General features: G+C 60.1%; 7 protein-coding genes. 4 read left to right on the top strand and 3 right to left on the bottom strand.

What is annotated here, in order from left to right; genetic code table 11:
- Window positions 1-115 precede the first annotated feature (115 nt).
- The 4 genes from ABB55_RS03265 (at window position 116) to ABB55_RS29510 (ending at window position 7,186) form a co-directional block, all read left to right on the top strand.
- A complete protein-coding gene (locus tag ABB55_RS03265) occupies window positions 116-2,140 on the top strand; it encodes an ATP-dependent nuclease (protein WP_054357528.1) in 2,025 nt (674 codons plus the stop codon).
- Complete coding sequence (locus ABB55_RS03260; RefSeq protein WP_244471958.1) at window positions 2,137-4,455, top strand: nSTAND3 domain-containing NTPase; 2,319 nt, start codon at window positions 2,137-2,139, stop codon at window positions 4,453-4,455. Before ABB55_RS03265 ends, ABB55_RS03260 begins: the two co-directional genes overlap by 4 nt.
- Before the next feature lie 527 nt (window positions 4,456-4,982).
- Complete coding sequence (locus ABB55_RS29515) at window positions 4,983-5,273, top strand: hypothetical protein (RefSeq protein ID WP_152981905.1); 291 nt, start codon at window positions 4,983-4,985, stop codon at window positions 5,271-5,273.
- A gap of 554 nt (window positions 5,274-5,827) precedes the next feature.
- Window positions 5,828-7,186, top strand: a complete 1,359-nt coding sequence (locus ABB55_RS29510; RefSeq protein WP_152981904.1) for a TolB family protein — start codon at window positions 5,828-5,830, stop codon at window positions 7,184-7,186.
- A 126-nt stretch (window positions 7,187-7,312) separates the two neighbouring features.
- Here ABB55_RS29510 and ABB55_RS30180 read toward each other — a convergent pair whose 3' ends face one another.
- From ABB55_RS30180 to ABB55_RS03250, 3 genes are all read right to left on the bottom strand, one after another.
- On the bottom strand, window positions 7,313-7,477 hold the full coding sequence (locus tag ABB55_RS30180; protein WP_160321148.1) for a hypothetical protein: 165 nt from the start codon (window positions 7,475-7,477) through the stop codon (window positions 7,313-7,315).
- Between the two features lie 41 nt (window positions 7,478-7,518).
- Window positions 7,519-11,598, bottom strand: coding sequence for a bifunctional DNA primase/polymerase (locus tag ABB55_RS03255; RefSeq protein ID WP_160321147.1), 4,080 nt, complete (start codon window positions 11,596-11,598; stop codon window positions 7,519-7,521).
- A 267-nt stretch (window positions 11,599-11,865) separates the two neighbouring features.
- Window positions 11,866-12,408 (bottom strand): hypothetical protein, encoded by a 543-nt coding sequence (locus ABB55_RS03250; RefSeq protein WP_054357526.1) that lies wholly within the window; start codon window positions 12,406-12,408, stop codon window positions 11,866-11,868.
- Window positions 12,409-12,893 lie beyond the last annotated feature (485 nt).

Below are 12,893 nucleotides of genomic sequence, written 5' to 3'. Positions count from 1 at the left end.
GCTGATATGCGTTTATTGGCTAAAGCTACCCGCGGTGTCGGTCCGGACAGTTGTAGTTGCCCTTGCATTTCAACCGATCGCGGCCGAAAATACGGATCCCTGGGGGGGGTGACCAATGCAACTTGAGCGCGCGCGCATCAAAAATTTTCGATCGATTCGGGATGTCGAAGTCGCCTTTGGCGCACACACCGCATTTATCGGAGGTAACGGCGCCGGAAAATCGTCAATACTAAAGGCGATTGAGAAATTCTACTCAACATCGAAGAGTTGTGACGCCGATGATTATTTCGGACGAAATCAGGGTCAACCAATTGAGATTGAGCTGACCTTTCATCAACTGGGTGATCAAGAAGCTACATCGTTTGAGGATCGGGTTCGCGACGGCAAGCTGGTGGTCACCCGCATTTTCGATGGTAGCACGTCGAGCGGACGTTATCACGGTGCGATTCCCCAGAACCCCGATTTCGTAGCGATCAGATCGCAGACCGCCGCAAACCCCAAGCGTACCGCGTACAATGCCCTTCGCGAAGCCAATCCCCTCTATGCGGCATTGCCCAACGCTGGAAGCGCGGCTGCTGTTGACCAAGCACTACTGGAATGGGAAGCGAACCATCCTGCCCAGTTGGTACTGTTGCCGGACGATGGTCAGTTCTTCGGCTTCCAAAACAACAGCCGCGGCAAGCTTCAGCGTCATACGAGTTTCGTGTTCATTCCAGCCGTGCGCGAGGCGTCGGTGGATGCTGCGGACGGTAAGGCGAGTGTAATTGGCAAGCTTCTTGAAATTCTGGTGCGGAGTCGGATTTTGCAACGCCCGGATGTTCAGGCCTTCAAGGCACAAATGACCGAAGCTTACAAGGTGCTGGTTTCCGCCGAGAACATGCCCGAGCTTGGTACTTTGGCAGGCACCCTCACCGCGGACTTACGCGGCCTGTACCAAGACGCCGAAGTGGCGCTAAACTGGCGCGAAATCGGAGAAATGCCAGTCCCGTTGCCAATGGCGGACGTCCTGCTCAAGGATGACGGGTTCGGTGGGCCGGTGGATCGGCAAGGCCACGGTCTCCAGCGCGCGTTCATCTTTACTTTGCTCCAGCATCTGGCACGCACGGCGGTGCCGGAGGCCGACGATGCCGCAGCGGGTGGCGGCGACAGCGCGCATGACGCTGCGGCGGTAGTGGTACAAGCTCCGACCCTGATTCTCGCGATTGAAGAGCCCGAACTCTATCAGCACCCAACCAAGCAGCGGCATTTCGCTGAGGTGCTGCGCGGTTTGAGCAGCGGCACCCTCCCGGGCGTCCAGGGGCACACCCAGATCATTTTCGGGTCGCATTCGCCGATGTTCATCTCGATGGGCAAGGCGGACGAAATCCGGCTCACCCGGCGTTCGGTCTGCGCTGACAGCGCGTTCAAGCAATGCAGCTTGCAGGCGCTTGACCTCGAAATCGTCGCACGGAAGCTCGAGCGTGGCTGGGATAAACCCGCCGGCTCATACAGCGCACAGACGTTGATGCCGCGGCTCCACATCCTAGGCGCCGAATTAGCCGAAGGATTCTTCGCCAACGGCGTCATCCTGGTTGAGGGTCGTAGCGATAAGGCAGCGCTTACCGCAACGGCACGGATGCTCGGCGTGAATTTTGAGGCGGCCGGGATCGCGATTCTTTCGGCCGAAGGCAAAGCCAATCTCGATCGTCCCTACGTGATCTTTCGGGAGTTGGGCATTCCGACCTTCCTGCTGTGGGATTGCGACCAGAATCTGCCCGCAGGCAAACGAACGCCGGCAATAGATCTTGCTCTGAGCAAGCTTGCGATGCCAGAAAACGTGTTCGACGCCGCTCCGATCGTCGATTTCGTCGGCGATTGCTATGCGCATTTTGGTACGAACTTGGAACATAGGTTGAAGGAGGACCTCACACCGGAGGTACATGCGGCATGTCTTGCCGCGGCCTGCGAGCCGTTCGGAGTGAACCCCGGCAATGACACGCAGAAGATACCCGAGGTCGTCTACGAGACACTGCGGCGTGCGAAGGAGCAGGGTCGCGAGAGCGAGATGCTTAAGAACCTTATTCGTTCGATGTGGCGCTTTTTCCGCGACGAAGATCTTCCGAGCGAAGCCCCGCCGCAAGCGCCGGTAACTGCAGCATGAAAGTCGAGGAGGATTCCAGTGAGCGCGTGCCGGCGCATGACCGTCGCGCTCATGGCCCATGGAGCGATCTCGCGCTCCATACGATCGGGTGGCGAGCATTTCAGGACTTGTGTTCTCAGGTCTGTGAAGTCGTGCTGGGTCGTCCCGTTGAAATCTATCGGGAGGCCAAGGATGGCGGCCAGGACGCGGTATTCATTGTCCCTTCAGGATCGGATATGCCACCGATCGGCACGATTCAGTGCAAGCACTCGTCGGAGGCGGGAAAAGCGCTGAAGATTGGCGACCTCTCCGGCGAGATCCAAAACGTAGAGGAGTTGGTCAAGGCGGGTCAGGCCTACACCTACGCGTTCATGACGAACATGAGCGTGGATGCGCCTGTGGCCGCCGCGATGCGCGCGCGACTGCGCGCCCTTGGCGTGCGCAAGCCTCATATTCTGGGCCGCCAATACATTGTACGCGTGATCAGAAGCAGTGCACGTCTGCGCGCGCTCGTCCCACAGGTGTACGGCCTTGGCGATCTCACCTCGATCGTCGATGAGCGACTGAGCGAACAGAGCCGGGCGCTGCTTGACAGTTGGGTCCCCAAATTGCGGACCTATGTACCCACTAAGGCCCATCGCGACGCTGTCAACGCGATCTCGGAGCATGGAGTGGTGCTCCTCCTCGGCAATCCGGCGAGCGGCAAATCGGCGATTGGTGCCATCGTTTCCACGATCGCCTCAGAGAACCAAGACAATACCGTCCTCGCGCTGACGAGCCCGCGCGATTTTGAGGCTGGATGGAATCCGAACGATCCGGGCCGCTTCTTCTGGATCGACGATGCCTTTGGTTCAAACGTGCTGCGCGAGGACTACGTCCAAGACTGGGCTTCCGCATTTTCGAAGCTCCGCGCAGCGATCAATCATGGGAACCGCTTCCTCCTGACTTCGCGCAAGCACATCTATGAAGCAGCGCGACTCCGGCTCGGTCAGCGCAACCTCACTCAGTTTGCTGACCGCAGCGCCGTCGTCGACGTAGGCGACCTAACCTTCGAGGAGAAGGCGCAAATCCTCTATAATCATATTAATTTCGGCGGGCAGAGCCAAAGTTGGCGATCAAGCGTGAAGCTCCATCTCGCGGCCGTGGCCGCCGTCGAAAATTTTCTTCCCGGCATTGCCGAGCGGCTCGGAGACCCGAATTTCACCAAAGGGCTGGTGCCGCGCGAGAAATCGCTTGTCCGGTTCATGAAGGAGCCGACCGAACACCTCATCGATACGGTCAATGCACTGGACGACCGACTGCAAGCGGCGCTCATCCTCGTTTATGTTCATCAGGCTGGCTTCGATCCAGGCACTCACGATTCGCTGGCGGCACAGGCGGTCGCCGAACTCACCGGCTACTCAATCACGAAGATCCAGGATTGCTTCGCCGAGCTGAGGGGATCTTTCCTAAAGCTCTCCGGACCCAGATGGACCTTCGCACACCCGACAATCTCGGACGCGTTGACGGAGATCTTGCGGCAGAAACCGCATATGATGGCCGCGCTGATCCGTGGCGCGCCGATCGATACCATTCTGAATAGTTTCACCTGCGAGGGATCGCCGCTCATTCGAGACGCGCTCGTTATACAATCCGTACTTGACGATGCATTGGTCGCTCGCTTAGGTCGTACGCCGGACGAGGTGCATCGGAATTGGCTTTTATTCCACTTCCTGTCCTACCGCGCCAGCGAGGTTGTTTTCGCTAAGGCTATCAAGCAATTTCCAGATTTGCTCCGACGAGCTTGCTGGCGGACGGAGCTAATTGGCAATGACCCCCAGCTTGCCGCCTACTGCCGGGCAAGCCGCCTCCACTTGCTACCCACCGATCTGCGACTGGAGGCGGCGGATAGGCTTGAAACAGCTGCGCATTTGTCGCTAGACGTTTCCTTCTTCGAACAAGAGGACATGCTCGGCCTGTTACCGCCATTGCGCCTGGTTGGCATGGGAATGGCGTTACGCACGAGGGTCCTGCCATCGCTCGATAAGCGCATCGACGAAATTTCGGCAGCCGCCGATCTCGATGACGAGCCCGATAGCCACTTCAAAAAGCTCTTGGATCTTTTGGAACGCGTGGAGGCTATCGGGGTCGATGCTGACGCCGCGACGTTGATCGATGATGCGCGGGACCAAGTTAAGCGTTCGGTTGACGAAATCGAAGAGCGTAAGCGGGAGCGCGATGAAGAGGCGGACGGGGACACGGATTGGACTTATATCGTGACGCAGAAGAAGGAGGATTCAACTGTTTCATCTATTCCTCCAGCGACCCGCTCGATATTCGACGACGTCGACATATAGAGTTGGTCGGCTTCCGAATAGTGGTTGATGCATGGTTATCTGAGTGACTGTTCGCAACCTGCGTCCGAACGTCTGAACGCTGCCAAAGCACAATCGGCAAGACCGTGTTAGCGATCGAGCGACCTATCTGTGTCGGGCGGTTCATCGTTGAAAGTCCGCTTTGATGTGCATCTTCCCACCCCCAGTCAGTCCGCAATTGACCCCCAATCGGTCTTGGACCCAGCGCTGCAGCAAGGCCCCGACGCCCTTACCTCGGGCGTGGGGGCAACGTCCGCCTTCGGCGCGGAGCGGCTGTTTAATGGGCGGTCACATGGACTCTCCCCGCCTCCGCCTGAGCGGTACCGCATCCCCGCGCCACAGCATTCGGCAGGCGTACCACCTGACGGACTTCTCGCTCGCCCGTGCCCCCTCGATCTGCCGGTTCACCTCGTTATCAGACATGGTTTCGACTCTCGGCAACTCGCGCCAGGATAGTATAAGCGCTGTCGACCTTGACACCCGCGCCGTTTGTTCGCGATGTGTTCTCCATGCCGAACCCGCGAGAACCCGACCAGAAAACGCCCGATGCCTTCACCCTGCGCGACGTGGTCGAGCGCCGGCTGGCGATGGTTTTCGAGTGCGCCAACTGCCGGCGGGTCACCCAGGTCGATGTCCTCAATCTGGTCGCTCGGTTCGGCCCGGAGATGGCTGTCGAAGCGGTGCGCTTCAGAGCGCGGTGCCAGCGCTGCGGCAAGCGGCGTGCTCGGCCTCTATTCCGTGATCCGGCGATCCGAGGTGATCGGGCGTGGTGGCCGAAGCCGCCGGGCGCCACGAGGTGATGGGGGCAGTCGGTGCGCTGGATCGTATCCACGGACTTGCCGGCCTGTTCGGCGATTTTGGACGCGGCGCTATCGGCAAGCCCGAAACAGAATGCTCATTGAACTGGTCGATCAGGCCTCAATTCATCCGGCTAGGCGGCAATGCTGTTCCAAGCTGTCCAGGGGGGGGTGGAAAGGCCTGGACAGGGTCTTGCGGCCCGGAATTACTTCGGGCCGTGCGGCCCGTAGATGAGCCGCTCTCCAAGCCCCGCCAGCGAGCGGCCAAGCGAGACCAAGATTATCCAACCTAGGCCGGAACCTCATTCCAAGCCCGTGCGGTTGTTCAGGACAGGTGCGGGCGGGCCGGATGCGCAGAGGGCGGCCGGCATAAACGATGGTCTACGCACCGCTCACGCACTGCTGGCATCAAAAGCCGAACAACTGGACTGGGGACCACCCCGCTCAGCCATTAGCGGTTACCCGGAGCAGCAAACTAGAGTTGTAGTCTCGTTCACATTAGTCTTGAGTTATTGACCAATATCAATAATCTAGCTCGGACTCATTCTGGAGCTTAGATGATGCTGTTGCGCCCAACTTTCATGATCTCCGCTATTTCATTTTGCGTTTTCTCTGTGATATCGGCCTTTTCCGCCGAACAGAGTTTCGATGTTATTAGCAACAAGAAAGCAGGCATTACGGTTTCAGCAATCAAGCCAGGAGCAACTCTCCTTTCAACAATTCAATCAAACGACAATAATGCTAGCTCGATTTCGCCTGATGGGAAGTTGGTATCATTTTATGCGGGTGTTACAGATGATCCTATTTTACAGTACTCACAAGTGTACGTTAGGGCGTTTTCAGGGGGTGATACAAAGATAATAAGCACGTCATCCAGCAACGATATTGGTAACTATCCGAGTTTTGGGGGGCAATTTTTAACTGAAAGCAAAATAGTATTTACTAGTGCAGCAGGAAATCTTACTCAAAATTCAACACTTGGTGTGTATCAGATTTATTTGAAAGACCTCAACACTGGTCAAACGTCGTTGGTTTCGCAATCCGAATCTGGTCAGGCAGGAAACTCAAGCGTCGATACGTTTAGCGTTTCCCGATCAGGAAAATGCATAGCTTACACAAGCAGCGCATCAAATATCTATGGCGCCGATCTGAATAACAAAAAGGACGTCTTTCTCTATGATCTAGGTACTCAAAAATCAAAAATTGTTTCAACTACGCAATCTGGCGCTCAAGGAAATGGAGACAGTTACAGTCCATTTCCTAGTGATGATTGCAGGACAGTTATTTTTTCTAGCAACTCTACAAATTTCCCAGGAGGAGCGGCCAACTCTATCCCAAATCTATTTCTCAAGAATGTTAAAACTGGCAGCCTTGAAAGATTGCTGTCGAGTTTTGATTCGAAGGACATCAATGGCGCAGCGGAGCAGCCTATTTTGAGTTCAGATGGAAGGAGTATCCTGTTTCAAAGTCTTGCAACGAATTTGTCAAAGTCCACAGTGACTCCTGGATGGAATGTTTACATCTACAATATAAAAGAAAAGAAAACAGATATTGTTTCGACAAATGGAAATAAAGTGCCGTTCAATAATTGGAGTTTCAATGCTGGGTTTCTTGGAAATTCCAGTAATTTAGTCATGTTCTATTCCATGGCGACTAACGTCTCAAATTTTGCAGACATCAATACATGGGACCAGTATGGTACTGACTTATTCCTAAAGGATTTGAACTCAAATCAAATATTCAGACTTTCGGTTGGTATTTATGGACAGATCAATAGGCAAGTTGATTTTCAAGCTACAACCATTTCACCTCGAAACGGTTCGACTGTTATTTTCTCAACCAGGGCATCCAATGTCGTAGATGGAGATGCAAATGATCATCGCGATCTATTTTGGGTTGGGATAAAGACAAAATAGTAAATACAATGATCACTCCAATCTATTCGCACCATTCTTGATCGATGTCGACGGAGGCGCACACTTCTCAATCTGCTGTCACAACAGCCTCGAAGCGGCTCGGAAGAATTCTAGAGCACCCGCTCGCTATCGATCAGGCCAGCTCCAAGCCGACCGAATAAGCCCGAAGCTCCGGGCCAGCTCAGCGAGGGCGGCTTCATCCGCGCCGGCCTCCAGGGCGTCGGCCAGCGCCATGAACTGCGGAATGCCGGTGGCACGCAGGCCTTCGATGTCGTTGCGGTCGAGCTTCATCCCCGCCCGCGTCGGCACCAGACACCCGCTGTCCCACCAACTCACGCCGCCTCGACCATCAGCAGCGGATCGTAACCCCATGGCGTCCGGTCCCGCAGCCAGATCACCACGTTCTCGTTCAGGCCATGCGCCTGCAGCAGCTGACCAGCCAGGGCGGTGCCGTCGCCATGCTTCACCCGGAGAGGTTCCATTTCGGGGTGGATCTCCACATCGGCCGTGACGATGCCAGCGCGGCGGGTCAGGCGCGTCACCGTGGCCGCGTGCGGAACCCCAGGACCGGCCTGGACGGCCTCCAGCAGGATCGGGCGCCGCTTCTCGGGCTCGGGCGCCACGGGGCTCGGCTGGGGCTTGGGATCAATGGCCTTCGTGACCGGGGCCGGAGAGACGTAGATCTTGCCGACCGACAGAACGTCGGGGTGGCTGGCGATGGCCTCGAAGGTGCTGGCGACGGCATAGCTGATCTTGCCGGTCGGTCGACCACGGGCCGGCTTCAGGGTGACTTCCGCCACCCACTCACCGGGCAATTCGTCGGGCCATGCGATGGGGTCCTTCTTGGCGCGCCGCACGACATCCGACCACCGACCGTCGCTCTCCTTGGCTAGGATCGAGGGTGACAGGATCGCGACACCGTGCTCGGCGACGTGCTCGGCGAGGCGGTTGCGAAGGCTCATCACGTAGGCGCCGGAATCAACCGACCGCATGGCCGCGCCCGGCGACAGCTCGACGAACTCGATCGTATGGCCATTGACCTTCGACACCAGAACGGTCGGCGTCACGCGATTAGCCCGAGGTGGGTCCCCGAATGCCTTTAATGACTCTAAAAGGGAATCCGGGACCCACCTCGGGCTAATCCCATCACCCCCATTTCCAGCGTCAAACGGCAGCCGAGCGACGGCGCCCTCGGCCAACGCCTCAGCCAGCATCTCGGGCAGCTGATCGAGCGTCGGCAGCTCGTCGATGACGCCATCATGCAGCGGCGCCACCAGCTCCGGGCAGGCCGCATGGGCACTCCGGCGGTTCGCCGCCACGACATCCTTCGAGACCGTCAAGAAGTTTTCGGGCACGATCGGCAGGCCGTCCGTCAGCTCGTCAGGAACGAACCCGTCGAGCGGCCGGCACCCGACATGGATCTGCGCCAGCGGCTCGGCGGGATTATCGCGCCGGGTCGAGCGGGACCGGCCGATGGCCTGCAGCGTCCCGGCACGTTGCACGCGGTCGCGGATGGCGTCGGCGAGCGGATCGGGATGGCTGATGGCGACTCCGGGCATGTTGACCACACGCCCGTCGCTGAGCCGCTGGACATCGTTCGACCGCTCCCAGTCCCGAAGCTCGCCCGCCGGCCGGTAGCCGCGGATGATGGCCGCTTGCTGCTCGACGTCCGCAATGGTCGGAATCGTCTCGCCGACATTGACGTGGATCCGAACCCGTTCCCAGGTATTCAGGCCGGCGAGCGCGCCGCGGTGCCCGAGCATGATGCTCGGATGGATCAGCCCCTCCAGCGCCGTCTCGGTGGCCAGATCGGACGTCACCAGAATCGACTCGCCCCGCCGCGCCACCACGATGGCGTTCAAGTAGGACGCAAGGCCGAGCATGTTCGCGGTGTGCGAGGCGGTGCCTTGGGCCGGCTTCGCATCACGGCCATGCAACGCCGTCTTGCCGGCGGCCCGCCAGAACATGAACTCGCTGCGCACCTCCGGTCCGTCCTCAACTCGGATCGGGTCGGCAAGCACGATCTCGGCGCCTTCCGGCACGGCCTCGGCCAGCAACTCGGGGCGAACAAGCGTCGCGTCCATCAGGACGATGGCACCGGTCGTCAGCATCTTGTGCAGCCGCCGAACGCGCCAGATCGACACATGAAGCTGACGGTCCTTCACGAGATGCGTGACGCGACCCGACTCCTGTTCGTCTGCCAGTTCCCGAACGATCCGGCTCGCCTCCAGGCAGACCGCCATCACGCCGCGCACGGTCGGCAACATGGTCTCGGCACCAAGGGTGCGGTCACGGATGCGCTGAACGTCGCTGTCGAGCACGCCGACGCGGTGTTCCCGCTCGATGTTCTCGATGCGCTTCTGAGCCGTGCGGGCGATCAGGCTGATAACCCCCACCGGATCATGGATGCCGGCCGCGAGGAAGGCCGCGCGCAGCTCGCCGGCACGGATGTGGCGACCGGAGGCGAACGTCTGCGCAATGATCCCCCAGGAGACTGGCACGAATCCCAGGTTCGCGGCGTCGGCCACGTGCTGCGAGTAATTATCCTCTTCCTTGACGACGGCCTCGGCCGCTTCCTCGATCGAGAACGTGGTTCCGAACAGCGCTTCCTTCGAAATCCGGGCCTTCTCGTGAGCGATCGTCTTCGTGATGTCCTCATCAACGATCGTCATCACGATCTTGCGCTTCGCGATCAGTCGAAGGTAAGCCGAGTCCTTCAGCGCGGCGTGAGTCATGACGATGATCGAGGCGTTCTTCATCGCCATGGCTTCGGAGCGCTTGAAGCCGCACACGTCATGGAACGGGCACTTCGCGACCACCTCGGCCTTGACCTCGCCGTCGCCACCCTCGACGACCTTAGGCTTCCGTGTTGCTATGCAGCAGCTCCGATTGACGCTCAGGCCAGCCTGCTTGACGGCCTGGACCTTCTCGACCCGGCCGCACCAGCTCTCCTGCGGAACACTATCCGGCGCCTCGTCTCGCGGCGCCAGGATCGTGACGTGCTCGTCAAACCGCTCGCCGAGCCGGTCGCGCAGATCGGCTGCGAATTGGTCGCGCAGGGCGCGCGTCTCGGCCGCGTAGATCAGAACCTGGCGATCTTCTGACTCGTGCTCCCGGTTGGCATGGTCGACCGCATAGCCGAGGGCTGCGAACGTCTTGCCGCCGCCCGTCGATACCTGAACCCCCGTCACCTTGTTGACCGGTGCGGTATCGAGAACACGACGGACAGATGCAGAGGCCTCGCCGATAGGCGTGGCCGGCGGCAGCGGCTCAAGATCGGCCGGCGCCTCCTCGGGCACCACGGCCCGCCCCAGGCGCGCCAGGATGTTCTCCAGCTTGGCCTCGACGGGCGTGGCTTCGGTCGCCTTGTCCTCGACGAACATCTGAAGGCGCAGAAGGCCGGCTGCGTCGCGATCGACCATCGACCGCAGCTTCGACTCGATCAGAGCTTGATCGTAGGGCGCGCCGTTCGCGTTCGGCCGCGAAAGGTCGATCTCCTCCTGCGCCCGCGCCCAGAGCCATTCGCCCAGGGTCGACGGATCGCCGCCGGCCCGCTTCACCGTCGCGTATGCGTAGGCCATCAACGCGCGGATGTAGTCGTCGCGACCATCGGTCACGAGACCGGTCACCGGATCGCGGACCAGTTCGGCCTTGCCGCCGACATTCTGGGATCCGCCGCGGCGCCCGCCCGCGACGCGACCAAATTCCGGGTGCGCCTTACGCCACGCCAGTAGCTCGGCCGTGAACGCATCCCACCCGTCCGGCGTGATGACCGGCAGGCTGGTCGGCTTCATGTTCGTTGGGTCGAGGTCGTCCGGCCAGCGGTATGGGCGTCCGGTGTCGGCATGGTGAGCCAGGGCTACGGTCTGCGACCGGGCACCAAGGATGTCACCCACGCGCGCCATAGCCGCGCGCCGCGGAGTCGGCATGCCTTCCGCAAGCCGATACAGGAAGGTCACGCCCTTCTTGCCGGTCTTGGTCGGCGCGCGCCCGAGGTGCCGAATGGTCATCTCGACCAACTCGGCCAGGAGGTCGTCGCGTTCCGGCGGCAGGTCCCAGTCGATCGCGATGATGTTCCAGGCCGCGCCGGTCTGAATGCCGATGCCGGTCCAGTTCTCTCGGTTCCATTCCGAGAGATCGGATGACGTGGTCACATCCGTTCGCGCCTGCCAGCCCTTGATAGCCGGCATCTTCTTGCCGGCAAGGATCGGCAGCAGTGGCCATCCGAGCGAGGCAGCAAGCTGCCCGTAGGCGCGCAGCCAGTGCCCATCCTCCGGCTCGATGGCCGGCGGGCGCAAGGGCTCGATCTCAGGCCGGGAAGCCGAGAGGATGGCAGATGTCAGCGGGTAGCCGTCAAGCAGGAGGCCGGAGCACTCCTTGTTAACGTCCGCGTCAGTGGGATGGGAAATCATTGTTCGCCGCACGCTTGGTGCGGGAAAGGCCGTTGACATTCGGCGATATGTTCGCCATATGTTCGCTCAGAGGCGCCGGCTTTTCCGCACGCAGTTTTCCGGCACTTCAGAAGCCCTCACCGTTACCAGCGGTTCGAGGGTTTCGCCATTTCTAAGGCGGCCGGTGTCGGCGGGATGCCGACATGTTCCATATTTGTTCTCAGATGTATGACCGCAAGGTGGCGGCCACGCTTTTCGCCGCCGCCACCCCGCCACCCCGCCGCCCCGTCAGGCCGCGACCGCGCCGAGCATCTCCCGCGACCACCGGCCGCCATCGACGAAATGCCGGCGATGCCGCAGCCAGTTCGTTCGGCACCGCTCGCCGGCCGGCGTCCCCTTATGCCGCGCGCCCAGCGCCACGAGCGCATCCGGCGGCTCGTGCTCTGCGAACGCCTGGACGATTTCCTTCGCCGGAATGCCGGCCTCGTGCAGGCCCTGCCGGCAACACTCCAAAGCCGACGACCACGGCAGATGACGGAAGCCCGCGCTCCGCGACACTTCCGGCTCGACGGCTTCCAGGACGGTATCGAGATCGTGCGCGTTCGCCTCCAGGCGGCCCGTGCCCATCACCGAAATTTGGACCTGATCGTCCTCGCCCACGCGATGGTAATGCCGCGTTCCTGCCTGACCCGGTTCACCCCAGGCGAGCCAGACCGGCGCGGCGCCCAAACGGATGGCCATCCCGAGGCGGCGGTTGATGCGATCGACGGCGCCCTGGCCGATGTTGTGTGCTTCGACGGTGTACAGTTTCAGTTCGGTATTCTCGGCCATGACACGGCCCTCCTATCACGGTTTTGTGATCGAGGGCCGTATGTTCATGTTCTGTACCGACTGCTATAATCTCGCTGCCACACGAAATCTCTATGCGCGGACCAGAACCGGCCCTCGCCCCTGACATGGTCTGCGGATTTCCGCGGGTCCATATCGAAGTATCGGCATATCAATATGCTCGCCGCGACCATCCCCAGATCCTGCGCCATCGGTGGAGGCACCCGGCGCAGGGCTGAAAAGCGACCTATCAGAGGCCCCGAGGCTAAGTACCTGCGGGGCCTTTTCTTTTTCGCGGCAGTACATGCGCTAGTGGGGATGGCGGCCTCGCCGAGCTTCCGCGGGGTTCCGCGGAGTTGATGCCGTGAATAGCTGAGCCTCACCGGCAGGGGCATCCCGCCCCGCCGATAAGGATCACCCGAATGCGCAATCTCGCCCTGCATACCGCCTTCCAGGCCGCCGTGACCCTGCCGTGGGTCGTCGGTGTT

Source organism: Prosthecodimorpha hirschii, from assembly GCF_001305515.1.
Classification (GTDB): domain Bacteria; phylum Pseudomonadota; class Alphaproteobacteria; order Rhizobiales; family Ancalomicrobiaceae; genus Prosthecodimorpha; species Prosthecodimorpha hirschii.
The sequence above is the reverse complement of the archived record's forward strand: the minus strand, read 5'-3'. Positions and strand labels throughout refer to the sequence as shown.